This is a genomic window from Sphingomonas dokdonensis (assembly GCF_002197685.1).
Lineage (GTDB): Bacteria > Pseudomonadota > Alphaproteobacteria > Sphingomonadales > Sphingomonadaceae > Sphingomonas > Sphingomonas dokdonensis.
The window spans coordinates 42,132-66,981 of sequence record NZ_NBBI01000001.1 but is presented as its reverse complement, the minus strand read 5'-3'; the positions used below and the strand labels follow the sequence as shown (position 1 = coordinate 66,981).

At 65.5% G+C, this 24,850-nt stretch carries 15 protein-coding genes; 8 read left to right on the top strand and 7 right to left on the bottom strand.

Annotated features, from left to right (window positions below; genetic code table 11):
- The first annotated feature begins 34 nt into the window (after positions 1–34).
- Positions 35–2,536: a DNA topoisomerase (ATP-hydrolyzing) subunit B gene (gene gyrB, locus SPDO_RS00240; RefSeq protein ID WP_088365478.1), complete on the top strand. Its 2,502-nt coding sequence runs from the start codon at positions 35–37 to the stop codon at positions 2,534–2,536.
- A gap of 37 nt (positions 2,537–2,573) precedes the next feature.
- Here gyrB and SPDO_RS16585 read toward each other — a convergent pair whose 3' ends face one another.
- Entirely contained in the window at positions 2,574–3,221 is a 648-nt protein-coding gene (locus SPDO_RS16585; RefSeq protein WP_143559550.1) for a hypothetical protein, read from the bottom strand.
- A 116-nt stretch (positions 3,222–3,337) separates the two neighbouring features.
- Positions 3,338–4,039 carry a hypothetical protein gene (locus tag SPDO_RS16580; protein ID WP_143559549.1) on the bottom strand — a complete coding sequence of 234 codons (702 nt, stop codon included), beginning with the start codon at positions 4,037–4,039 and terminating at the stop codon, positions 3,338–3,340.
- 349 nt (positions 4,040–4,388) lie between these two features.
- On the opposite strand from SPDO_RS16580, the gene ilvD reads away from it, so the two are divergent.
- Together ilvD and SPDO_RS00230 are read left to right on the top strand one after the other, a co-directional pair.
- A complete protein-coding gene (gene ilvD / locus SPDO_RS00235; protein ID WP_088365477.1) occupies positions 4,389–6,242 on the top strand; it encodes a dihydroxy-acid dehydratase in 1,854 nt (617 codons plus the stop codon).
- A gap of 192 nt (positions 6,243–6,434) precedes the next feature.
- Positions 6,435–7,634 carry a sulfotransferase family protein gene (locus tag SPDO_RS00230; RefSeq protein WP_158212127.1) on the top strand — a complete coding sequence of 400 codons (1,200 nt, stop codon included), beginning with the start codon at positions 6,435–6,437 and terminating at the stop codon, positions 7,632–7,634.
- Here the strand turns inward: SPDO_RS00230 and SPDO_RS00225 are convergent.
- The 3 genes from SPDO_RS00225 to SPDO_RS00215 form a co-directional block, all read right to left on the bottom strand.
- A complete protein-coding gene (locus SPDO_RS00225; protein WP_088365475.1) occupies positions 7,564–9,495 on the bottom strand; it encodes a TonB-dependent receptor in 1,932 nt (643 codons plus the stop codon). The two genes, SPDO_RS00230 and SPDO_RS00225, sit on opposite strands and share 71 nt — an antisense overlap.
- A gap of 77 nt (positions 9,496–9,572) precedes the next feature.
- On the bottom strand, positions 9,573–12,668 hold the full coding sequence (locus SPDO_RS00220; protein ID WP_088365474.1) for an efflux RND transporter permease subunit: 3,096 nt from the start codon (positions 12,666–12,668) through the stop codon (positions 9,573–9,575).
- A complete protein-coding gene (locus tag SPDO_RS00215; RefSeq protein WP_245829120.1) occupies positions 12,665–13,684 on the bottom strand; it encodes an efflux RND transporter periplasmic adaptor subunit in 1,020 nt (339 codons plus the stop codon). Before SPDO_RS00215 ends, SPDO_RS00220 begins: the two co-directional genes overlap by 4 nt.
- 290 nt (positions 13,685–13,974) lie before the next feature.
- Here SPDO_RS00215 and SPDO_RS00210 point away from each other — a divergent pair, with 290 nt between their 5' ends.
- From SPDO_RS00210 to SPDO_RS00190, 5 genes are all read left to right on the top strand, one after another.
- A complete protein-coding gene (locus tag SPDO_RS00210) occupies positions 13,975–14,913 on the top strand; it encodes a LysR family transcriptional regulator (protein WP_088365473.1) in 939 nt (312 codons plus the stop codon).
- Positions 14,914–15,071: 158 nt separating this feature from the next.
- Complete coding sequence (gene cuyA, locus SPDO_RS00205) at positions 15,072–16,082, top strand: D-cysteate sulfo-lyase (RefSeq protein WP_088365472.1); 1,011 nt, start codon at positions 15,072–15,074, stop codon at positions 16,080–16,082.
- Positions 16,082–16,786, top strand: coding sequence for a cysteate racemase (gene cuyB, locus SPDO_RS00200; protein WP_088365471.1), 705 nt, complete (start codon positions 16,082–16,084; stop codon positions 16,784–16,786). Before cuyA ends, cuyB begins: the two co-directional genes overlap by 1 nt.
- A 158-nt stretch (positions 16,787–16,944) precedes the next feature.
- Positions 16,945–18,219: a M20/M25/M40 family metallo-hydrolase gene (locus tag SPDO_RS00195; RefSeq protein WP_088365470.1), complete on the top strand. Its 1,275-nt coding sequence runs from the start codon at positions 16,945–16,947 to the stop codon at positions 18,217–18,219.
- A gap of 51 nt (positions 18,220–18,270) precedes the next feature.
- Positions 18,271–21,084 (top strand): M14 family metallopeptidase, encoded by a 2,814-nt coding sequence (locus SPDO_RS00190; protein WP_245828928.1) that lies wholly within the window; start codon positions 18,271–18,273, stop codon positions 21,082–21,084.
- Positions 21,085–21,125: 41 nt separating this feature from the next.
- Here SPDO_RS00190 and SPDO_RS00185 read toward each other — a convergent pair whose 3' ends face one another.
- Positions 21,126–21,449 (bottom strand): hypothetical protein, encoded by a 324-nt coding sequence (locus SPDO_RS00185; RefSeq protein WP_088365469.1) that lies wholly within the window; start codon positions 21,447–21,449, stop codon positions 21,126–21,128.
- Positions 21,450–21,621: 172 nt separating this feature from the next.
- Positions 21,622–24,735 (bottom strand): WD40/YVTN/BNR-like repeat-containing protein, encoded by a 3,114-nt coding sequence (locus tag SPDO_RS00180; RefSeq protein ID WP_245828925.1) that lies wholly within the window; start codon positions 24,733–24,735, stop codon positions 21,622–21,624.
- Between the last annotated feature and the right edge of the window lie 115 nt (positions 24,736–24,850).

Sequence of the window (24,850 nt, the reverse complement as noted above, 5' to 3'; positions counted from 1 at the left end):
TTCGTTACACCGCGTCGGTGCCTATATACTCGGCATGGCAGAACAGCAGAATTCGAACGACTACGGCGCCTCCTCGATCAAGGTGCTGAAGGGCCTGGACGCGGTGCGCAAGCGGCCGGGCATGTACATCGGCGACACCGACGACGGCTCGGGCCTCCACCACATGGTGTTCGAGGTCAGCGACAATGCGATCGACGAGGCGCTGGCCGGCCATTGCGACCGGATCGACATCACGCTGAACTCGGACGGCTCGGTCAGTGTCACCGACAACGGCCGCGGCATCCCCACCGGCATCCACCCGGAAGAGGGCGTGTCGGCGGCCGAGGTCATCATGACCCAGCTTCACGCCGGCGGTAAGTTCGAAAACACCTCGAACGACAATGCCTACAAGGTGTCGGGCGGCCTCCACGGCGTCGGCGTCTCGGTCGTCAACGCGCTGTCCGAATTCCTCGATCTCACCATCTGGCGCGACGGCGAAGAGCATTACATGCGCTTCGCATTCGGCGATGCGGTCGCCCCGTTGAAGGTCGTCGGCCCGGCGGAGGGCAAGAAGGGGACGCGCGTCACCTTCCTCCCCTCGCCCGCCACCTTCAAGATCACCGAGTTCGATTTCGACAAGCTCGAACACCGCTACCGCGAGCTCGCCTTCCTCAATTCGGGCGTCCGCCTGTTCCTCACCGACGCGCGGCACGAGGAGCCCAAGACCGTCGAGCTCTATTACGAGGGCGGCATCGCCGCATTCGTGAAGTGGCTCGATCGCAACAAGGCCGCGCTGTTCCCGGAGCCGATCGCGATCAGCGGCCAGCGTGACGACATCGGCATCGACGTCGCCCTCCAGTGGAATGACTCCTACTACGAAAACGTCCTGTGCTTCACCAACAACATCCCGCAGCGTGACGGCGGCACCCACCTCGCTGCCTTCCGCTCGGCGCTGACGCGTACGCTCAATGCCTATGCCGACAAGTCGGGGATGCTGAAGAAGGAGAAGGTCAGCCTCACCGGCGACGACATGCGCGAGGGCCTCACCGCGATCGTCTCGGTCAAGCTGCCCGACCCCAAATTCTCCTCGCAGACCAAGGACAAGCTGGTCAGCTCCGAGGTCCGCCAGCCGCTCGAAAGCCTGCTCGCCGACAAGATGGCCGACTGGCTGGAGGAGCATCCGCAGAACGCGCGTCAGATCATCCAGAAGGTGATCGACGCCGCCGCCGCGCGCGAAGCCGCGCGCAAGGCGCGCGATGCCAGCCGCAAGACGGTGATGGGCTCGATCGGCGGCCTGCCGGGCAAGCTGCACGATTGCCGCGAAAAGGACCCGGCCAAGTCCGAGCTGTTCATCGTGGAGGGCGATTCCGCGGGCGGCTCGGCCAAGTCGGGCCGCAACAGCGAATATCAGGCGATCCTGCCGATCCGCGGCAAGATCCTGAACGTCGAGCGCGCGCGCACCGATCGCATGCTCTCGTCAAAGGAGATCATCTCGCTGATCCAGGCGATGGGCACCGGCATCGGCCGCGACGAGTTCAACCTCGACAAGCTGCGCTATCACAAGATCGTCATCATGACGGACGCGGACGTCGACGGCGCGCACATCCGTACGCTGCTGCTCACCTTCTTCTATCGTCAGATGCCCGACCTCATCACCGCCGGGCACCTCTATATCGCGCAGCCGCCGCTCTATAAGGCGACGCGCGGCAAGGCGGTGGAATACCTCAAGGACGAGGCCGCGCTCGATAATTACCTGGTGCGCAACGGCACCGCCGGCACCACGCTCGACGGCGTCGGCACCGGGCAGCCGCTCTTCAACCTCGTCGAGCACGCCCGCCGCATGCGCACGCTGATGCGCTACGTGCCGCGCCGCTACGATCCCGTTATCATCGAAACGCTGGCGCTGGGCGGCGCGCTCGATCCGCAGGTATCGGCCGACGAGCGCGCGCAGCGGCTCCAGCAAGTCACCCGCCGCCTCGACCAGGGCGATCCCGAGGCGCGCTGGACGGCGCAGATGACGCCGGAGGGCGGCTTCCACTTCCAGCGCTTCTGGCGCGGCGTGACCGATCATCACATCGTCGAGGCCGCCTTCGTAGCCTCCGCCGAGGCGCGCAAGCTCCACACCCTCGCCGCCGAACACGCCGACCTCTACGACCACGCGCGCAAGCTCGTGTCGCTGAAGGCCGCCGAACGCGCCGAGGAGCCCAGCCCCGACACGACGCTCGACGGCGCGATCGAGGACAACGACGCCGACGAGACGCTGGTGATCGGCAAGGGCGAAACCCTCGTCGCCCGCCCATCACAGCTGCTCGAAGCGATCCTCGCCGCGGGTCGCAAGGGCCTCGCGATCCAGCGCTACAAGGGCCTCGGCGAAATGAACGCCGAGCAGCTCTGGGAAACCACCCTCGACCCCAACAACCGCTCGATGCTGAAGGTCGCGATCGACCAGGCGGACGTCGCCGACGAGATCTTCACGCGGCTGATGGGGGATGTCGTGGAGCCACGACGCGAGTTCATTCAGGAGAACGCGCTGAGCGTGGCCAATCTGGACGTTTGATGATCATGGTAGGGACAGCGTTGCGCTGTTCCTACCCCTAGTCGGCGGGTAACTTACTGATACCCAGAGTCCGTTCGATTTGCTTACAAAGGTTTTTTAAACCGCGACTATCGCTCGGTGTCTTTGAAACAGTCAGACTTTTCAAGCCGACGTAGCCGTTCTGAGGCTCAAGCCTGACGTGCTTATTGTCAGATTTAGCCCTGTACCCGTGCCTCTCAAGCAAACTTGTCACCTCGTTTGCTACCCGTTTCGGATCCTTCGTAGCGCGAGATAAGTCGGAAAGCAGCTCGTCTAAAGCAGGGGACCGTGGGGTGTGTTGAACGATTTCCTCCCAAATTGCCAAGGAACGTTCATCTACACCGCTTGTTTCTGCTGCAAATATAGCTGTATAAACAGCAAGCCTCACGCGATCTATAATCTCTCCGGGATAGATCTCTTTTGCCACACTTCCAAGGAAACCCACATTTGATATATCAGGCTGAGTGATGGTGATCGCGACAGTAGCTTGTCTATTTATTTCTTCTTTAAGCCGACGATTTTCGTCTTGAAGGTCCTCCAATTGCTTTGAAAATCCCTCAAATAACTCCTCTGCATCAACTTGTGATAAAGAGTCCCGAAGTGTAGCTCGCTGAGCTTTAAGAGCATGTTCTTGAAAGTCAGTCCAGTCCCAACCACTTGAAGGCATGTGCGCCCTAAGATCGGTTGCGGCGCTTCGTACCAACTCGAAAAAGTTATCTGCACCCTCAAAGTAACGGTCGGTAAAAAACCGACGAATAAAGCCATGCTGCGGGAGTGCTATCCCTATCGCGCCCCATAGATATTTTTTCCGTCGCTCACATCTCGTAATTTAAACGAGAAAGTTCGACTCGGCTCCACTACGACATGCGCTACCCCACCAAGATCGTAGGCGAGTTTTTCTATTTCGTTTTCAGATAAACGCCATTCTTCAAAACCGATCGCAGAGATGTACACGATAGGTAGCCATTGGCTACCAGTACCAGAAATTATTGCCTCAGCGAGGTCTAGATCTTCTGCACTATCTTCAAGCCAAAGGGGTTCATCGCAGACCTCAATCTGCCCATCGATTCCGCCCCACGAGCCCTTCAGCAGGCCCTTGATAAGATATGGCTTCTTAGGAGACTGAAGGACAGCGCCAGGTCGCGCTGCAAGACATTGCGTTCTTAGTCGAACAACATCATCCCCACTCTGCTCTAGACTTCGCTTCAAAACGGCTTCAGTGCGCCAAATTCTGCCTTGCTCATCAGGCATGTCGTGACGAAAGCCAATCGCATCCCAGTCGTCACCACGCCGAAGCTCACGCATCCGCAGTTCTTCACCGCCTTTAGCGGTTAAAAATACGTTTTCCCCGTCGAGTTCCCGTTCCGAAGATGCAGCTAAAATCTGACTATGCCGCATTCCTCGTAGCCAAGCAAAAACCTCAGCAGCGAACGCAGCTTTGTTGTTAGATTGCTTTACCGGAAATTCAGTGGCAAATGGCAGCATAAACTTACTTCGCCTTAATCCCGCACGTGTGTCAAGAACGTGTGCTTAACCGCCGGTGAGGCGCGCACGCGGCTACGGGAAGCTTGGAGCACAATGCCCCATCTACAACCCTGTCCTACAGCGCCTCCCCGTGGGATAATCATCGTCGTACGTTGCATCGCCACGCGGCAGTTCAAGAAGTAAAGAATGAAACTCAACACGCTCAGAATAAACACTGTATATGCGTCAACATTGTCAACTTCCGCGCCCCGCGGTCTGCGCCACCGCAACGCCGCATTTCCGATTGCGCGCATGATGCGCTATCCAGCGGCTCGCTAATCCGCGCTTCGTAACAGCCGAGACAAACGCCATGCCCGCTTATCGCTCCCGCACCACCACCCACGGCCGCAACATGGCGGGCGCGCGCGGCCTGTGGCGCGCGACGGGGATGAAGGACGAGGATTTCGGCAAGCCGATCATCGCGGTGGTCAACAGCTTCACGCAATTCGTCCCCGGCCACGTCCATCTGAAGGATCTGGGCCAGCTGGTCGCGCGGGAGATCGAGGCAGCGGGCGGCGTTGCCAAGGAATTCAACACCATCGCGGTGGATGACGGCATCGCCATGGGCCACGGCGGCATGCTCTACAGCCTGCCGAGCCGCGATCTGATCGCCGACAGCGTCGAATATATGGTCAACGCGCATTGCGCCGATGCGATGGTCTGCATCTCCAATTGCGACAAGATCACGCCCGGCATGCTGATGGCGGCGCTGCGCCTCAACGTCCCCGCGATCTTCGTCTCGGGCGGCCCGATGGAGGCCGGCAAGGCCGACATTCGCGGCCAGACGGTGGCGCTAGATCTGGTCGACGCGATGGTCGTCGCCGCCGACGAGGCATACACCGACGAAGAAGTGCAGGTGATTGAGCGATCCGCCTGCCCCACCTGCGGCTCCTGTTCGGGCATGTTCACCGCCAACAGCATGAATTGCCTGACGGAGGCGTTGGGCCTGTCGCTTCCCGGCAACGGCTCGGTGCTCGCCACCCATGCCGATCGCGAGGCGCTGTTCCGCGAGGCGGGGCACACGATCGTCGATCTGGCCAAGCGCTGGTACGAACAGGATGACGCCAGCGCGCTGCCGCGTTCGATCGCCAGCTTCGCCGCGTTCGAAAACGCCATGAGCCTCGATATCGCAATGGGCGGCTCGACCAACACGGTGCTCCACCTGCTCGCCGCCGCCTATGAGGGCGAGGTGGGCTTCACCATGGCCGACATCGATCGCCTGTCGCGCCGCGTGCCCTGCCTGTGCAAGGTCGCGCCCGCCAAGCAGGACGTCCACATGGAGGACGTCCACCGCGCCGGCGGCATCATGGCGATCCTTGGCCAGCTCGATCGCGCCGGGCTGCTCGATACGAACCTGCCGACCGTGCACGCGCCGACGATGGCCGACGCGCTCGACCGCTGGGATATCAGCCGCACCACCAGCGACAGCGTGCGCCAATTCTACAGCGCGGCGCCCGGCGGCGTGCGCACCACCCAGGCGTTCAGCCAGAACAACCGCTGGAAGGAGCTCGACACCGATCGCACTGCCGGCGTGATCCGCGATGCCGAGCATCCCTTCTCGCACGATGGCGGGCTGGCCGTTCTTTACGGCAATCTCGCGCCCGAGGGCTGCATCGTGAAGACCGCCGGCGTCGACGACAGCATCCTCACCTTTCACGGCACCGCGCGCGTGTACGAAAGCCAGGACGCGGCAGTCGCCGGCATCCTCGGCAACGAGGTAAAGGCCGCTGACGTCGTGGTGATCCGCTACGAAGGGCCGAAGGGCGGGCCGGGCATGCAGGAAATGCTGTATCCGACCAGCTATCTGAAATCGAAGGGGCTGGGCAAAGCCTGCGCGCTCATCACCGACGGGCGTTTCTCCGGCGGCACCTCGGGTCTGTCGATCGGCCACGTCTCGCCCGAAGCGGCAGAGGGCGGGCTGATCGCGCTGGTCGAAACGGGCGATCCGATCGTGATCGACATCCCCAACCGCGGCATCCGCCTCGACGTCGACGACGCCGCGCTCGCCGCCCGGCGCGAGGCGATGGAGGCGCGCGGCAAGGCGGCGTGGAAGCCGTTCGGCCGCAAGCGCGCCGTCTCTCCCGCGCTGCGCGCCTATGCCGCCATGACCACCAACGCCGCCCGCGGCGCGGTGCGCGACGTCTCCCAGGTCGAGGAAAGCTAGGCCGGACGGCCCCAGCGGCGCCGGCCAAGCCACTGACCGGGGCGGCACTTCTCCCGGCCCCGCGGCACCCACGCGGCGCTCCGGCGTTCAGCAACGATGCCGCCTTTCAGCCCGCCCGCGCCTGCCGCCCTCGAGACGACACCACCGCTGGCCGCAACGCCGCTCGCCCCGCCTCGGCCCAGGCGCCTGCAGATGCTCGATGCCGCGCTGGAGGGCGCATGGCGACGCGGCTGGGCCGAACGCCCTACCCTCGATCCCGAGGGCCTGCTCCGCAAGGCCGCGGGCCGGACGGCGCCGCCGCCCGATGACCCCGACAACGGCTGGCGCACCCGCCTGGACGCGCTGTGCCACGACCTCGAAACGGTCGCGCACCTCACCCCGCTCGGCCGCACCATCGCACACGGCCAGCTGGTCGCCGCGCTGCGCAACCGCCGCCGCCTCCACGCGCTCTGGCGCCGGCACCCGGAGATCGCGGACCAGCCGATCCACGCGCCGATCATCATCGTCGGGCAGATGCGGTCGGGCACTACTCGCATCCAACGTCTCCTCGCCTGCGATCCCCGGCTCGCGTTCACCCGCTTCTTCGAGAGCTGGAATCCGTTGCCACAACGGCCGGGTCGCGCGTGGCTCGACGATCGCAAGATACGCGGGCGGCTTGCTACTATGAGCGTTCGCCTGCTCAACCCAGCATTTGGTGCGATCCACCCCACCCACTGGAATGACGCGGACGAGGAAATCGGGTTGCAGAGCGTCTCGATCTTCGGCTCCGCATTCGAGGCGCAATGGCGCGTCCCCGCCTACACGGCCCACGTAGAGGCAGATGATGGCATCATGGCTTATGCCGAGTTCCGGCGTCTGTTGCAGACGCTGGCATGGCTCCGCCGCGATGATGGGTCGCGCCCCTGGATCCTGAAGGTGCCGCAATTCAGCCAGGATCTCCCGGCCGTTCTTCACACCTTCCCGGACGCCCGGCTCGTTTGCCTCAGCCGCGATCCACAGGCGGTAATCTCCTCTTCGGCCTCGCTGGTCCGTAATCAGATGACGATCCAATCCGCGCGCGTCGATCCCAGGTGGATCGCGCGTGAGTGGACACGCAAGGTCGCGTTACGCACACGGCGCACGACAGAGGTGGTCGCGCGTAGCGAAGCCTCAAGGGTCGAGGTTCGCTATCACGAGGTCGATCAGGATTGGCGCCGTGAGATCCAGCGGATCTACAAGATGATCGGCATCTCGCTGCCCGCCACGGCCTTGGCCCGCATGAACAATTACATGGCGGCGGCGCGATCGGATCGGCACGTCAAGCACCGATATCCGACCGTCGCTATGGAACACCGATCGTCATGCCCAAGCGAACCGAGCGTCCCGGTGCCGGCAATCCCAGCTGCGGCATAATCAGCGCGTCGAATAGGTTGTCGCCGCGCACAAACAGGTCAACGGCGGTATCTGCGGCCATGCTGATGCGCTGACTGAGCCGAAGGTTCACCGTGGCCGATCGCGGCAAGGCAACAAGCGCACCGTCGGCGTCGGCCGAATAGGCGCGCCCGGTGTACATCAGCTCGGCCAAGGCGCCGAAGCCAGTTTGCGCGCGATAGTCGGCGTACAGCCGCGCGAGCACGTCGGGCTTCTCCGCCAGCCGATCGGTCTGTCCGGCGGGGACAGCCTTGCGGCGGGTGTGGGCATAGGTGGCGCTGCCGCCGAGCGACCAGGCGGGCACGGGACGCCACACCGCCACCGCCTCCACCCCCAGCACCTGCGAGCCGGGCAGGTTGATGCGCTGCCGCAGCCGGCCGACCGTGCGCTGGTCGATCGTGCCGTCGAGATCCTGCGCGAAGCCGACGAGCGACAAATCCCAGGCATCGCTGCGCCATTTGGCCGCCAGCTCGGCGCTGACGATCCGTTCGGGCTGAAGATCGGGATTGATGAGGAAACGGTTCAGCGCCTGGCCGAACAATTCGCGCATCGTTGGCGCGCGGATCTTGCGGCCCAGCGCGACGCGCAGCCGCCATGCGTCATCGGGCGACCAGACCAGCCCGGCGCGGCCCGTCCAGCCTCGTGCCGCGCGGATTGCCGGCTTGTCGCCAGTGTCGAGATAATCGACCCGATCGTAGCCGACGCCAAGCTCCGCGTTCAGCCCGTTGGCGAGCGGGGCCGAGGCATCCAGGCCAAGGCTCGCGTTCCGCTGGCGATAGCGGATGAAGCCCGGCATCACCGCCGGTGGCGCGCCATTGGTGAAGGCAAGGTCGCGTTGGTGGTGCACCGAGCTGAGCAGATTGCCCGACGCCACCAGTTGCAGCGCGCCGATCTGCTGCGTCAGCAACAGCCGCCCGCCCAAGGTGCGATCGCGGTTGCGCTCCTGCGCGTCGCGGATCTGGTAGGAAACGTTGGTGTAGCTGTCGATCGTCTGGTCGAACCGCTGGTACCAGCCGATGAGATCAAGCGCGGTAGCCGGACCTAGCGTGAACAGCGCATCACCGGACACGAGGGTGTGCCGCACGTCGGGATAGCGCCAGAAGCGCGCACCGCTTGGCCGGTCGCTCTCGGGCGCGATCCCCTTGCTCGCATCGACGTGGAAGGCGGTGAGCGCCAGCCGATGGCCGCCCATCTTGGTGGCGACGCGGGCGAAGACGCTGCCAAGCTCGCGATCGGTGTTCGTGCGGCGCTCCTCGCTCGATTGCGAGAAGGGCAGCATGGCGTCACTCGACAACGGATCGGCATCGCGTGTCGCATAACTGCCGCCGAGCAAAAGATCGGTGTCGGTCCACGCCAGCGGCAGCGTCGCCTGCGCCTCGCGCAGCCCCGCGCTGCCGGCCATGACGCGCGCGGTGGCGCCACCTTGGCGGCTGGCGGTGAAGCTGATCGCGCCCAGCGCATTGACGCCGTAACGCGGGGCGAGCGGTGCTGCCGCCACTTGCGCGCTGCCGGCGAGCGCGGCGGGGAGCAGCGACAGATCGAGCCGATTGTCCCACGGCACGTTGATCGCCGCGCCATCGTAGAAGATCGCCACCTGCCGCTCGGCCGCGCCGCGCACAAAGGCGATCGCCTCGCCGCGCGAATTCACCGGCACGGCGACCGAGGGCAGCCGGCGCAGGATCTCGTCCGCGGCGTTGGCACCGATCAGGTCGATCGCGCGCGCCTCCAGCACGCGGCGCGTCTCGAACACGGTGGGCGCGCGCGCCTGTGGCAGGGCAACGACGATGTCGCCGGTGGGGTCGGTTGCGTCCTGCGCCGTGGCGGGCGTGGCGGCCAGTGGCAACAGGGCGAGGCAGGCGGCGGTGACGATCGGACGGATCAGGGAAACTCCTGTTCGGAAAACATGGTGGGGCCTGGTGTTCAGGCGGTGCCGGCGATCTCCGCCTGCAAGCGGCGCGCGACGATGTTGGGCGAGGCCGCGCGGCGGGCGAGCAGCCGGTAGAGGACGGGGATCAGGAACAGGGTGATGGCGGTGGCGATCGAGACGCCGGCGACGATCACCACACCGATCGCGGAGCGCGCACCGGCGCCGGCTCCGTGGCTGATCGCCAGCGGAACGGCGCCGAACACCGTCGCGATCGACGTCATCAGGATCGGGCGCAGGCGGCGCACGGCGGCCTCACGGATCGCGGGCGCGAAATCGGCGCCGCTGTCGCGCAGCTGATTGGCGTATTCGACGATCAGGATACCGTTCTTGGCGGCGAGCCCGACGAGCATAACGATGCCGATCTGGCTGAACAGGTTCAGCGTCATCCCCGCCAGCGCAAGGCCGATCACGCCGCCGCCGGCGGCAAGCGGCACGGTGGCGATGATCACCGCGGGGTGAACGAAGCTTTCGAACTGCGCGGCGAGCAGCAGGTAGATGATGAGCACGGTGATGCCAAAGACGAGCCAGATGGCATTGCCGGTCTGCTTCAGCGACAGGCTTTCGCCGCGATAGCCGATCGCCTGCACCTCCGGCGACTTGCGCGCCTCGCTTTCCAGAAAGGCCAGCGCCTTGCTGAGCGAATAGCCGGGCGCCAAGCCGCCCTGGAGCGTGATGGCGCGCATCTTGTTGAAGCGGCCAAGCTCGCGCGCGGCGGCGGCCTCACGCGTGCGGACCAGATTGGACAGCGGGACGAGCGCGCCCGAGCCCGAGCGCACGTACACGCTGGCGAGCCGCGCCTCGCGGTCGCGATCGGCCGCGCCGGCCTGCACCATCACGCGATATTCCTCGCCGCGATCGACATAGGTCGAAACGCGGCGCGACCCCATGACGGTCTGCAGCGCCTGGCTGACGTCATCGACCGAGACGCCGAGATCGCCGGCGCGATTGGCGTCGACGTCGATCAGCAACTGCGGCTTTGCCTCGACATAATCAGCGTCGAGATTGACGAGCCCGGGATTATCGCGCGCGGCGGCGAGGATGCGGTCACGCGCGCGGGCGAGATCGGCATAGGAGGTGCCGGCGATGACGAAGCCGACCGGCTGGCCGCGCCCCCGACCGAGCGAGGAGCGGACGTTGGCATTGCCGCGGATCGCGGGAATGTCCTGCAGCGCCGCCGTTACCTTGCGCGCGACCGACTGCGATTCCTCGGTCCGCTCCTCCCACGGTTTCAGAAAGACGCTCATGCTGGAGGCGTTGAAATCCTCCGCCATGCCGTAAGCCAGCGGCAGACGCGTGTTGAAGCCACGGATCGGGCCATCCTCCTGCGCCAGCCCCGCGACCTTCTGCTCGACCAAAGCGGCATAGCGGTTGAGCTCGGCGAAGCTGGTGCCCTCGGGCGCGTTGACGCGCACCTCGATGACGCCGGTGTCCTCCGGCGGCACGAGTTCGGTATCGAGCCGGGCGAACAGCAAGCCGCAGCCCGCGAGGAACAGGGCGACGACGAGAATGACGGGCGCGGGACGGCGCAAGCACGCGTCGAGCGCGCGGCCATAGCCGCGTTCCAGCCGGCCGAAGATGCGGTCGATCGCCTGCGCCAGCCGGCCACTCTCGCCGCGCTGGAGCAATTTGGACGAAAGCATCGGCACCAGGCTGAGCGCAAGCACGCCCGACAGCGCAATGGCGGCGATCATCGCCACGGCGAGTTCGCGAAACAGGAGCCCGGTCTGCCCGGCGATGAACATGACGGGCACGAACACCGCGCACACCACCGCTGTCGTGGCGACTACGGCAAAGCCGACCTCGCGCGTGCCGCGATAGGCGGCAACCAACGGCGTCTCGCCGGCCAGAATGCGATGGTGGATGTTTTCCAGTACCACGATCGCGTCGTCGACCACCAACCCGATGGCGAGCACGAGGGCGAGCAACGTCAGCAGGTTGATCGAATAGCCAAAGGCCCAGAGCACCGCGAAGGTGCCGAGCAAGCAGATCGGCACGGTGATCGCGGGGATGATCGTCGCGCGTCCGCTGCCGAGAAACAGGAAGATCACGATGACGACGAGCGCGACCGCCTCCCCCAAGGTGCGCCACACTTCCTTGATCGCACGGTCGATGAAGAGCGAATTGTCCGATCCGAGCTTCAGCATCACCCCGGCGGGAAGATCGGGCTGGATCGCGGCGATCAGCGATTTGACGGCGTTCGCCACCTCCAGCGTGTTCGCCCCCGACTGACGGATGATGCCGATGCCAAGCGCGGTCTGCTGTTGAAAGCGAAAGGCGGTGTACGGGTTTTCCGGGCCGCGCTCGACCTTGGCCACGTCACCGAGGCGGACGAGATAGCCGTCGGCGCCGCGCCCGACGACCAGCGCGCGAAAGGTTTCGGGACTGGCGAAGGCGCGATCGACGCGCAGCGACACGTTCTGCGCCGAGGATTCGATGCGGCCGGCGGGCAGTTCCACATTCTGGCGCCGCAGCGCGTCCTCCACATCGCGGGGCGTGAGGCGGTAGGCGGCAAGGCGACCCAGATCGAGCCACACGCGGATCGACGGCCGCGCCTGGCCGACGATCTGCACCTGCGCGACGCCGTCTATCGTGGACAGGCGGTCGGCGAGCGAGCGTTCGACATAGTCGGACAACGTCATCGCATCCCAGCCGGGCGCCTGCACCACGACATACATCATCGGCTGCGCATCGGCGTCCACCTTGCGCACCTCGGGCGGCAGTGTCTCGTCGGGCAGGTCGGCCAGCGCGCCGGAAACACGGTCGCGCACATCGTTGGCGGCGGCATCGACGTCGCGCGTCGGGCGAAACTCAATGGTGATGTCGCTGCGGCCGTCGGTGGAGCGCGAGGAGATCGTCTCGATCCCTTCGACGCCGGCGAGGCGCGCCTCTAGCGGCTGGGTGACGCGGCTTTCCACCACGCTGGCGGCGGCACCGACATAGCTGGTCTGCACCGATACGACGGGCGGGTCGATCTCCGGAAACTCACGCACCGACAGGTTGAGAAAGGCAACGAGGCCGACGATCACGATCAGGATCGCGCCGACCGCGGCGACGACGGGACGGCGGACCGAAAGGTCGGAGATCATCATCCCGCGCTGGCCCGCGCGCCGTTCACCCGTACCTTTACCCCGTCACTCACCTTGATCACGCCTTCGGTGACCACGCGCGCGTCGGGCGCCAGCCCGCGCACTTCGACAAAGCCGCCGTCGCGCGCGCCCGTCGTCACCTTTGTGCGGTGCGCAACGCCCTTGCCGTCGACCACAAAGACATAGCGTTCCGCCCCGTCGCCGAGCACGGCAAGCTCCGGCACGGCCGTTGCGTCACGCTCGCCAACCAGCACGCGCACCGTCAGCAGCATGCCGGGTTTCAGCCGGTTGCCGGGATTGGGCAGCACCGCGCGGATACTTGCCGCGCGGGTCGCGGGATCGATCACCGGGTCGATGGAGCTGACCTGGCCGCTGAACGGCAGGTCGGGATAGGCCGCGGCCTGCGCAGAGACGCGCTCACCGACGCGCAGGGTGGCGAGCGCGGTTTCGGGCACGGTGAAATCGAGCTTGATGCGCGAAATGTCGCTGATGGTGGCGATTGGCGTGCCGGCGGAGATGATCGCGCCGCGCGAAATGTCGCGCTGCGAGGCGAAGCCGGAAAAGGGCGCGCGCACGATTCGGTCGGTTATCTGCGCGCGCGCGGTGTCGGCGTCGGCGCGCGCGCGCTGCGCCAGCGCGCGTTGCTGATCGAGCGTCGCCGGCGTGACGAAGCCGCGCTCGCTCAGCGCGTTCATACGCTGGTATTGGGTAGTTGCCTGCCGCTCGGCCGCCACCGCACCGGCGAGCGAAGCGCGCTCCTCGGCCTGTGCAAGGGTCGCGATAACCTGACCAGCGCGGACAAAGCCGCCATCGGCAAAAGCGATCCGCTCGATCCGTTCGGTGACCGGCGACGACAGCGTGACCTGCTCGTTCGCGCGCGCGGTGCCGACCGCCTCCACCTCGTCGACAAAATGGCGCGTCGCTGGCGGCGCGGCGTTCACCAAGGGCGCGGCTTTCGCCTTGGGCGCGCCGTCAGATCCGCCGCAGCCCGCGAGCACAAGGGGCAGCGCGGCAGCCAGCAATCCTCGCGTTAATCCTGTCCCCACTTCCCTGCCCCGCCCGTTTTCATGCGGCAAGGTGCGACCGCTTTCCAAGAGACAATCACGATTATCCGCTTGGCGCCAATAGCTTTTGCGATGGGCAGCCATAACAAAGCCGACATGCCGCAGGCGCGCATTCACGCCAAATCCGCGCAATCATGCAAAAAGCGATTGGCAGGCCATGCAGCAGTGTTATCGTTTCGTCATAAAAGAGATTCGGGAGCGGAGAGGGTGCGGAACGGCACACACGGTTTGACCGGGGGGTTGCCATGAATCTGCGACATATCGAGGTATTCCACGCCGTCTATTCCGTGGGGTCGATCAGTGGCGCCTCACGGCTGCTCAACGTGTCGCAACCGTCCGTCAGCAAGATCGTCAAACATGCCGAGACGCGGCTTGGCTTTCCCCTGTTCACGCTGGTCCGCGGGCGGCTGACGCCGACCGACGAGGCGCATATCCTGTTTCGCGAGGTGGACGATCTGCACAGCCGGATCGACACCTTTCAGCGGGCGGCGCGCAACCTGCGCTCAACCTCCGAAGGGCATATCCGCGTCGGCGTGCTGCCCTCGCTGGCGCTGGCGGCGACGCCGATGGCGATCGCGCGCTTCCGCCGCAAGCTGCCGCTGGTGACGTTTGACGTGGCCGCCGTCCACCACGACGACTTTCGCGAGGCGCTGATGTCGCGCGAATGCGATTTCGTGATCGGCCACCATCCAACAAGCGATCTGGAGATCACCTCCATCCCGCTCGGCACCGGCCGGGTCGGGGCGCTGTTCTGCGCAGGCATGCTGCCGGCCGAAACCGACTGTGTTTCGCTCGACGAATTGCGCCAGCATGAGGTGATCGGCTTTGCGCCCAGTGTCGCGATTTCGGAACTGATTGGCCCGATCGTCAATGCCGCCACCGGCGGCCGCCCTACGCTCACCGTTCGCTCCGTCTACATCGCCGCCGCGCTGGCGCGCAGCTGCAGCGGCATTGCCATTGTGGACGAATATACCGCACGCGCCTTTGTCGATGATCGGCTGCATTTCCGACCGATCACCCCGGCCACGCAGTTCGGCCTCCATGTCCAGCATCTCGCCAGTCATCCGCCGTCACGGCTGGCCCGTTCCTTCGTCGATACGCACCGGGCCGTGCTTGCCGACGCAGCCGACATGGACTGGCAGCAGGTGGAATGCGCAAATGCTATGGTGCGCCACCAACACTGAATGGTCTTTTCCGATTTCTTCGCCGCGCCGGATTGGATAGCGTAAGCGCATCAAGGGCGGGGATTTTTCGACGGCGGCATCGCCGCGCCCCGCCCGTCCATCATGCCGGCGGTTGGGCATTCCTGAACCGCCCGCGCCGGCGGCCCAGGAGTGCCTGAATGAACCTCGCGCAATTCGCGCGCCGGCGATATACGCCCGGCGTCACCGCCATCGAGCCGATGCCGCACCTCAGCCGTTCGCTGGGCGGCGCCACGCTTTACATCAAGCGTGACGACCAGCTGGGCCTCACCGCCGGCGGCAACAAGACGCGCAAGCTGGAATTTCTGGTCGCCGATGCGCTGGCGCAGGGCGCCGACACGCTGATTACCGTTGGCGCGGTGCAAAGCAATCACTGCCGCCTGACGCTGGCGGCGGCGGTGCGCGAGGGGCTGAAGTGCCGGCTGGTGCTCGAGCAGCGCGTACCGGGCAGCTATGATCCGGCGGCATCGGGCAACAATTTCCTGTTCGACCTGCTCGGCGTCGAGGCGGTGACGGTGATCGAGGCGGGAACCGACCTGCAGGCGGCGATGGAGGCGGTCGCAGCCGATCTCGCGGCGCAAGGGCGCAAGGGCTACATCATCCCGGGCGGCGGCTCGAACGCGCTCGGCGCGCTGGGCTATGTCGCCTGCGCCGAGGAAATCCTGCAGCAATCCTTCGAAATGGGCGTGGCGTTCGACCGGATCGTGGTGGCGAGCGGCAGCGCGGGGACGCATGCCGGGATCGTCGCGGGGATAATCGGCAACAGCGCCGGTATTCCCGTCACCGGTGTCAACGTGCGGCGTCCGCGTCCAGAGCAGGAGGGCAATGTTCACAAGCTCGCCTGCGCCGTGGCGGACCTTGCCGGCGTGGTGCCCGAGGTGCCGCGCGATGCGATCGTCTGCCTCGATGATTGGGTGGGGCCTGGTTACTCCATTCCGACACCCGAGATGGTCGAGGCGGTGCGACTGTTCGCCAGCCATGAGGGCGTGCTGCTCGACCCGGTCTATACCGGCAAGGCGGCGGCGGGACTGATCGGCCTGGTTCGCTCGGGCGCGATCGGCGCGGACGAGACGGTGCTGTTCATCCACACCGGGGGCGCGCCCGCGCTTTACGCCTATCAGGGAATCCTGAGCGGGGCGGCGTCCGCCTGATGCCAAAGGTGATCGGCGTTCTTGGCGGCATGGGGCCGGCGGCGACGATCGACTTCATGGACAAGGTGCTGCGTCATGCCCAGGCCCATGCCGCGCGCGAGCAGGATCTTGTCCGCCTGATCGTCGACAGCAACCCGGCGCTGCCCGACCGCAACGCCGCGATCGCCGGCACCGGCCCCTCCCCCGCGCCCGGCCTTGCCGCCATGACGCGTGGGTTGGAGACGGCGGGCGCGGACCTCTTGGTGATGCCGTGCAACGCCGCGCACGCCTTTGCCGATGCGGTGATCGGCGCGACGCGGCTGCCGTTCCTCCACCTGATCGAAGAGACGGTGGCGGCGGTGGTCAGCGATTATCCGGCGGCACGGCGCATCGGCGTGCTGGCGGTGAACGGCGCGGTGCAGGCGCGATTGTATGAAGATGCGCTGGCGGCGCGCGACCTTGCCCCGGTCACGCCGTCGGACGCGGAGCGCGCAGGCTTCATGGAGGGCGTGTGGCAGATCAAGGCCGGCAATCTCGACGCCGGTCGCCTGCTGCTGTGTACGGCCGCCGAACAGCTGATCGCACGCGGGGCAGACGTGATTATCGCCGGATGCACCGAAGTGCCGCTGGTAATCGGGCCTGACGACCTGGCCGTCTCGGTGATTGATTCCACCGACATGCTGGCGCGACGCGCGGTCGCGCACGCCTATGACGCCGCAGCATAACGCATCGTTATGGGGCCAGGAACAGTCGGAAAGAAGGCGCGCACGATAGGGACTCGCCACGCGCCCGATCACCGATAGCATGGTCGCTTGACGGGTTCATGACGCCACCGCGCCGGCGCGAGCGCTGCAGGGGTCGTCGGCAAGGGGGAACGCATCGAATGACCAAGCTGATGATGGCAGCGCTGCTGGCCGCCGCGACCCTGCCAACCGCGGCGAGCGCGCAGGATTTCGACGCGCAGGCCCGGGCGCTGTTCGCGAGCAAGAAGTTCGCAGCCGCCAAGGCGAGCATCGCCGCCGACCACGGCCGCATCGTTGAGGACGTCGTCACGCTGACCGAGATCCCCGCCCCGCCCTTCAAGGAAGACGCGCGCGGCAAGGCATTTCTGGAGATGCTGCGCGCCGAGGGCCTGAGTGACCTGACCACCGACGCGGTCGGCAACGTTTATGGCACGCGCAAGGGCACTGGCGGCGGGCCGCTGATCGTCGTCACCGTGCACCTCGACACGGTTTTCCCGGAAGGCACCGACACCAAGGTGCGCCGCGAGGGCAACATGCTCTACGCGCCCGGCATCGGTGACGCGACTTGCGGGCTGCCGGTGCTGACCGCCTTTATCCGCGCTATGAAGGCGGCCAATTATAGCACCAAGTCCGACATCATCTTCATGGGCAATGTCGGCGAGGAAGGTCCCGGCGACCTGCGCGGGACGCGCTATCTGTTCAGCAATAGCCCGCTGAAGGACAAGATCGGCTATTTCATCTCGCTGGAGCCCGGGCGGGCCGATCGCATCACCAACGCCGGGATCGGATCGAAACGCTACAAGGTGACGTTCACCGGCCCAGGCGGCCATTCGCAGGGCGATTTCGGCATCGTGAACCCGGCCTATGCGATGGCCAATGCGATGGTCGCTTTCGGCAAGATGACCGTGCCGAAGGAGCCGCGCACGGTGTACAATGTCGGCATCGTCGAGGGCGGCACCTCGGTGAACTCTATCCCTTTCTCCACCGCCATGACGATCGACATGCGCTCGACCGGCAAGGCCGCGCTCGACGCCGAGGAGCAGCAGTTCCTCTCCTTGCTCAAGCCGGCGGTCGACGCGGAAAATGCGGCGCGCTCCACCGCGAAGGGCAAGATCGGCTATGACCTGAAACAGGTCGGCGATCGCCCGGTCGGGGCAACGCCGCTCGATGCGCCGATCATTCGGATCGCCGCCGCCGCCAGCAAGGCGGGTGGGTTCTCGCCGACGTTCGGGGCGGGTTCGACCGATTCCAACATTCCGTTCAGCATGGGCATTCCGGCCGTGACGCTCGGCTCGGGTTTTCAGACGATGCGTGCGCACTCGCTGGAAGAGGCGATGGTGGTGGACAAGGACAAGGACGTCGCCAGCATGTCCGCCATCCTCGCCACGCTGCTGCTGCTGGCGGAGGCGAAGTAGCGGCGAGCTTCTGCGGTTTTTAGGTTCCACGGGTTCAGGGGAGACAATCCGATGCGTGCATTGATGCTGACGGCGACGGCCCTTTCGATGACGATGAAGCCGCTGGTGATGGCGCCAAGCGCTGCGATCGCGCAAACGCGGCCGATCACCGACCCGGCCAGCGTGTTCAAGGCCAAGCCCGGATCGGATTATTTCCTCGCCAATTACACGCAGATCAGCGCGTGGCTGGAAAAGGTCGCGCAGGAAAGCGACCGCATGAAGCTGGTCAGCATCGGCAAGACCGCCGAGGGACGCGAGCAATATATCGCGATCATCTCCTCGCCCGAGAACATCCGGCAGCTCGACAAATACCGCGGCATCTCTCAGCAGCTCGCGCTCGCCAAGGAGCTGACCGATGCGCAGGCCAAGACGCTGTCGGAGCAGGGCAAGGCGGTGGTGCTGATCGACGCCGGGCTGCACGCCACCGAAGTGGTGAATGCGCAAAGCCATGTGCAGCTGATCCACGAGATGCTGACGCGCAACGATGCGGAGACCACCCGCATCCTGAACGACACAATCGGGCTTTACGTCTTCGCCAATCCCGACGGGCTGGAACTGGTGGCGAACTGGTACATGCGCCAGCCGGACAAGACGAAGCGCAACAGCAACGACATTCCGGTGCTGTACCAAAAGTACATCGGGCACGATAACAACCGCGACAGCTACGCCTCGACCCAGCCCGAGACGACCAACATGAACCGGCTCGCCTATCGCGACTGGTATCCGCAAATCCTCTACAACCAGCACCAGACCGGCCCGGTCGGCACCGTCGTGTTCATTCCGCCGTTCCGCAATCCGTACAATTTCAACAACGAGCCGCTGGTGATCGCGGGCACCGACGCGGTCGGCACCGCCATGCACGAGCGGCTGCTCGCGCAGGGGAAGGCGGGGTCGGTGTCGCGTTCCGGCGCGCCTTATTCGACGTGGTTCAACGGCGGTATCCGCACGATCGGCTATTTCCACAACCAGATCGGCATCCTGACCGAGATCATCGGCAATCCGACGCCGATGGAGATCCCCCTGGTCCCGAACAAGCAAATAGCCGGGCAGGACGCGTACATGCCGATCGCACCGCAGACATGGCATTTCCAGCAATCGATCGATTACGTGAAGGAGATGTCGCGGGCGATCCTCGACTATGCCTCGCGCAACCGCGAGCCGCTGCTTTACAATCGCTATGTCATGGGCCGGAACCAGATCGCGCTGGGCAGCGAGGATAGCTGGGTGGTGACGCCCAAGCGGATCGAGGCGGTGAAAACGGCGGCCGAGGCGATGAAGAAGGACAGCGGCGGCAGCGCGCTCGACGATCTGGTCGGCTATGACACGCGCGAGATCGCGCCATCGTCGCTGTACAAGAAGGTGGTGCAGGATCCGAAATATCGCGCGCCGCGCGCCTTCGTGCTGCCGGCCGACCAGCAGGCCGACATGCCGACCACGGTCGCGTTCCTCAATGCGCTGATCAAGACCGGAATCGAGGTGGAACAGGCGCCGGCCGCCTTCAGCTATGGCGGCAAGCGCTATCCGGCGGGATCCTATGTGGTGCGGTCCGACCAGGCGTTCCGCCCGCACGTGCTCGACATGTTCGAGCCGCAGGATCACCCGCAGGATTTCGCCTATCCTGGCGGGCCGCCGATCCGGCCGTATGACATCACCGGCTATACGTTGGCGTATCAGATGAACGTGCAGTTCGACCGGCTGCTCGACGGCGCGCCGACGCATTTCCCGCTGGTCAGCGAGGTGATCGCAACACCGCCGGCCGGAAAGATGACCGGCACTGGCGGCGCGGGCTATGTCGTCAGCCACGCGACAAACAACAGCTTCATCCTAACCAATCGCCTGCTGAAGGCGGGTGCGCCGGTGTATTGGCTGAAGCAGGGCGTGTCGGCTGGCGGCGCGCAGCTGGCACCGGGCGCCTTGTGGATCCCGGCGGGCGGCGCGGCGAACGGCATCGTGCAGGGCGCGGTGCAGTCGCTCGGTATCGATGCGGTGCAGGTCGCGGCCAAGCCGACGGGCGCAACGGTGAAGCTGAAACCGGTGCGGATCGGCCTAGTCGATCACTACGGCGGCTCGATGGCGTCGGGCTGGAACCGCTGGATCTTCGAAAAGTATGAGTTCCCCTATTCGGTCGTGTACCCGCAGGAGCTCGACAAGGGCGGATTGAATGCGAAGTATGACGTGCTGGTATTCCAGTCCGACGTGCTTGGCCGTGAGGGCCGCCCGCCGCAGAAGCAACCCGCCGCCGCGGACCTGCCGGCCGAATGGCGCATGGCGTTGGGTAATGTGTCGACCGAAAAGACGGTGCCGCAGCTCGCCTCGTTTGCCAAGGCGGGCGGCACGGTGATCGCGGTGGGCAATGCCACGCGACTCGGGCCGGAGCTCGGCTTGCCGGTGTACAATGCGCTGGCCACCGTGGACGCGAGCGGCAAGCGCACGCCGCTGCCGGGCACGAAATTCTACGTGCCGGGATCGGTGCTGCAGGCCAAGGTCGATCCGACCGATCCGCTGGCCTATGGCGTGCCAGCGACGCTGGACGTGTTCTACAACAACAACCCGACCTTTGCCTTTGCGCCCGGAACGCCGGGCGTGCGCCGCGTGTCGTGGTTCGCCAGCGACGATCCCGTCCGCTCCGGCTGGGGCTGGGGGCAGAAGGCGCTCAACGACACCGCGACGATCGTCGATGGGACGCTGGGCAAGGGCCACGTCTATCTGCTGGCGAACGAGGTGACGCAGCGCGGCCAGCCCTATGCGTCGTTCAAGTTCCTGTTCAATGCCGCGCTGTACGGCCCGGCGCAGACGGGCGCGGGCGCTGGTACGGCGGACGACTGAGGTGTGAATGCAGCCTCCTTATCCGGGGGCCGCTTATTCGATCAGGGGTCCGTCCTCGATAGAGGGCGGGCGTATCTGTTTGTGGCAATCCGCTTGCGACACAGGGCGTCCGGCCCCTTTGATGCTTCCAGGCGGATACGTCGATGCATGATTCCCGATGCCAGGGGTATGCCGATGAGAGCGATGCCGATGAGAGCGATGCCGATGAGCGCGTCAGCCGTGCCGAGTGGCCAGCCGTCGAGCAGCGCTGCACCGTAAACTATGATGAAGAATACGGCCCCGGTCAGCGCCGCCAGTTCCGTGATGCGTGATGGCGGCCTGACATGATAGCGCTGGTGGGCGAAGCGCCAGAACATCCCGCTCATGAAGGCTTGCTCACTCGCATCGCACCATGTGATGGCAGAACGGTTGGCCGCTGTCCTTGCGCCACATGGAGAGCCCCTTCACCACCCGCTGCTTGCGCGGTCCTTCTCCGCGTGCCGGGGAGGCAACTTCTGAGCCCTCCCAATGCGCCGCACGGGGAGGGTCCATCAAACCTTAGCTTTCCTCTTCGTCGTCGGTCGTGTCGGCGACATCGAGCCGGGCGCCGTCGGTGCCGGTGCGAAACTTGCCGAGTTCCGCTGTCGTCACGGGGCCGAGCACCCGGTTGATCTCGGCCGTGATGCCGTCGATCTTGCCGCGCAGTTCGGTGTAGCGTGCCGCCGCGTCGGGCGGGACTTTCTGGTCCGAGGCGTTGGTCTGATTGTACAGATACGTCACATGCGTCTGCAGGCGCGGCTGGATGTAGCGGATCTTGGGCGTGATCAGGCGATCGGCAATCCCGTCCAGCGCCGCCTTGCGCGACGGATCGGGATTGGCCGCCAGCGCCTGCGTCACGCGCGATACGGCGAGATTGGTGTCGTGCACCAGTGCCAGCACGCGGACGTTGTGATCGTAGAGCGCCGTCAGGTCCGCCACGGTGATGCCGGATGCGAGCACGCGCGGATCCTCCCGGATCACCAGTGGCTGCGTTGTGGTGACGCCGCCAGCGGTCATCTCGACGGTATAGTCGCCCGGGGGCACCATCGGCCCGGTCGGACTACGCGTCCCTGGCTTGGCGCCGGGCGCCTCGCCCGATTGGCGCAGATCCCAGATGAAGCGGTTCATGCCCGGCGTGGCAGAAAGCTTTGCCGGGTAAGTCGGACGATAGCGGCCGACATCCTCGTCCCCGCCGCCCCCGCCGCCCGCCTTGTCGGCCGGGCCTTCGCTGGTGAAGCGCCGCAGCACCTCGCCCTGCGCGTTGCGGAAGGTGAGCGTCACCGGCGTGGTTGCGGCCAGATGGTAATCGATCTGCGCGCCGGGCAGAATATAATCAGGCCCCTTGTCGGAATCATAGCCCTTGTCGCCCGATGCGTTCACGCGGATCGCGGTGGCGGGCTTGTAGAGCCGGGTGGCGTTCACGCCGGTCGTGGGCAGCTGGCGCAGCGCGCTCAAATTATCGAGCACGTAGAAGCCGCGACCCTGGGTGGAGAGCACCATGTCGCCATGCGCGAGCCGCAGGTCGGTGATCGGCACGACCGGCAGGTTCTGCTGAAAACTCTGCCACCGCTTGCCACCGTCGAACGACACGTAGAGGCCGAATTCGGTGCCGGCATAAAGCAGGCCGGGTCGCTCGGGATCCTCGCGCACGACGCGCGTCGGCTCGTCGGCGGCGATGCCGTTCCGGCCGTCGGTGAGGCGCGTCCAGGTCCGGCCGTAATCCTTGGTCGCGTAGATATACGGCGCGAAGTCACCGAGCAGATAGCGGTAGATCGCGGCATAGGCGGTGCCGGGATCGCGCACGCCGGGCTCGATATTCTGCACGCGGCCACCGGCGGGCAGGCCCTTGGGCGTCACATTCTGCCATGATGCGCCGTTATCCTGCGTCACATGGATCAGGCCGTCGTTGGAGCCGGCCCATATCACGCCTGGCTTCACCGTGCTCTCACGGATCGCGTACAGCGTGGAATAGACCTCCTCGCCCGTCGCATCGATCGTGATCGGGGCGCCCGAGGCCAGTTGCTTGTCGGCCGGGTTGGCCGTGAGATCGGGGCTGATCACCTGCCACGTGACGCCGCCGTCGCGCGAGCGGTGCACGAATTGCGAGCCATAATAGACGGTGTCGGGTTCGACCGGCGACACCTCCATCGGGGCGACGCGCTGGAAGCGATACTTCAGGTCCTTGGGATCGTTGCCGTAGAGCGACTCACTGCCGATCCAGTAGCGTTCCTCATTGCCGTTGGTGCGCATGTCCATGCGGCTGAACTGCCCCTTGCACCCGCCCCACACCATGTTGGGCTCGTTGAGCTTGGGGATGATCGGGCCCGTCTCGCAGCCCGGCCCGATGCGGAAATCCTGTCCGTTGCCGAGCGACAGGGAAGGCGCGATGACCGTCGTATTGTCCTGCTGCGCGCCATACAGCCGGTAGGGGAACTGATCGTCCACCGCGACCTGATAGATCTCGGCAGTTGGCTGGTTCGCTTGGCTGCTCCACGTATCGCCGCCGTCATAGGTGACGTTGGCGCCGCCGTCGTTCGCCTGCACCATCGTCATCGAATTGGTGGGGCTGATCCAGGCGTCGTGATTGTCGCCGTGCGGCACGGGCCGGGTGGCGAAGGTCTTGCCCCCGTCCTTTGATTCGAACCAGCCCTCGTTCCCGACGAAGACGTGCTCGGGATCGTTCGGGTCGACGGCCAGGGTGGTGTAATAGAATGGGCGAGTCACGAGCTTGGCGTCGCCGTTGACCAGCCGCCATGACGTGCCGGCATCGTCGGAGCGGTAAAGGCCGTGACCGGGCTTTGCCTCGATGAGCGCCCATAAGGTGTTGGGTGCCTTCGCGCTGACGCCAACGTTGGAGCGCCCGAAGAGGCCAGTCGGCAACCCGCCGCCAAGCTTCTGCCAGCTGTTGCCGCCGTCGGTCGATTTGTAGATACCACCGTCCGTGCTGCCCGAAATGATCGACCAGGGCTGGCGCAGGCCGTGCCACATGCTGGCGTAAAGGACGCTGGGGTCGTCCGCCTGAAACTCGAGGTCCGCCGCGCCGAGCTTGTCGGACAGGAACAGCACCTGCTTCCAGGTCTTGCCGCCGTCGCGCGTGCGATAGACGCCGCGCGCCTTGGTATATTTGAACGGATCGCCGGTGGCGGCGACGAACACCTCGTCGGGGTTGGTGGGGTTGATACGCACGGTGGCGATCTGGCCGACATCCTTCAGCCCGATGAACTGCCACGTTTTCGCGCCATCGACCGACTTGTAGATGCCCTTGCCGATCGAGACGTTGCTGCGGATCTTTGACGATCCGGTGCCGGCATAGATGATGTCGGGATTGCTGTCCGCCACCGCGACCGCGCCGACCGGGCCGACGCTGATCTGCCCGTCGGTGGTGTTGACCCATGTCACGCCGGCGTCGATGGTCTTCCACACACCGCCGCCCACCGTACCCATGTAGAACGTGCGCGGTTGCGAGGGCACGCCGGTGACGGTGGTGACGCGCCCGCCGCGCCACGGGCCGACCTGACGATATTTGAGCGCGGCCCATTGCTTCTTGTCGTAGGTTTGCGCCGTCGCAACCGTCGCTGTGCCGTATCCGGCCAGCATGGTGCCGGCCGCCAGCAGCGCCACAAGATGTTTCATCGCAAACCCCCTTTATTCTAGCGTCGCGCAGCCACGATCGGGCGGCGCCGCCTGGCTATTCAGCAGATGCCATACGCGCGTTCTTTGCAACGCCCAGCTGGCGCGGACTTGTTTT

Coding starts and splice junctions, on each gene's coding strand:
- SPDO_RS16585 (WP_143559550.1), bottom strand. CDS start 3,221: ATGCCTTCAAGTGGTTGGGACTGGACTGACTTTCAAGAACATGCTCTT.
- SPDO_RS00230 (WP_158212127.1), top strand. CDS start 6,435: ATGCTCGATGCCGCGCTGGAGGGCGCATGGCGACGCGGCTGGGCCGAA.
- SPDO_RS00190 (WP_245828928.1), top strand. CDS start 18,271: ATGCGTGCATTGATGCTGACGGCGACGGCCCTTTCGATGACGATGAAG.
- SPDO_RS00220 (WP_088365474.1), bottom strand. CDS start 12,668: ATGATGATCTCCGACCTTTCGGTCCGCCGTCCCGTCGTCGCCGCGGTC.
- SPDO_RS16580 (WP_143559549.1), bottom strand. CDS start 4,039: ATGCTGCCATTTGCCACTGAATTTCCGGTAAAGCAATCTAACAACAAA.
- ilvD (WP_088365477.1), top strand. CDS start 4,389: ATGCCCGCTTATCGCTCCCGCACCACCACCCACGGCCGCAACATGGCG.
- gyrB (WP_088365478.1), top strand. CDS start 35: ATGGCAGAACAGCAGAATTCGAACGACTACGGCGCCTCCTCGATCAAG.
- SPDO_RS00195 (WP_088365470.1), top strand. CDS start 16,945: ATGACCAAGCTGATGATGGCAGCGCTGCTGGCCGCCGCGACCCTGCCA.
- SPDO_RS00185 (WP_088365469.1), bottom strand. CDS start 21,449: ATGAGCGGGATGTTCTGGCGCTTCGCCCACCAGCGCTATCATGTCAGG.
- SPDO_RS00180 (WP_245828925.1), bottom strand. CDS start 24,735: ATGAAACATCTTGTGGCGCTGCTGGCGGCCGGCACCATGCTGGCCGGA.
- cuyA (WP_088365472.1), top strand. CDS start 15,072: ATGAACCTCGCGCAATTCGCGCGCCGGCGATATACGCCCGGCGTCACC.
- SPDO_RS00210 (WP_088365473.1), top strand. CDS start 13,975: ATGAATCTGCGACATATCGAGGTATTCCACGCCGTCTATTCCGTGGGG.
- cuyB (WP_088365471.1), top strand. CDS start 16,082: ATGCCAAAGGTGATCGGCGTTCTTGGCGGCATGGGGCCGGCGGCGACG.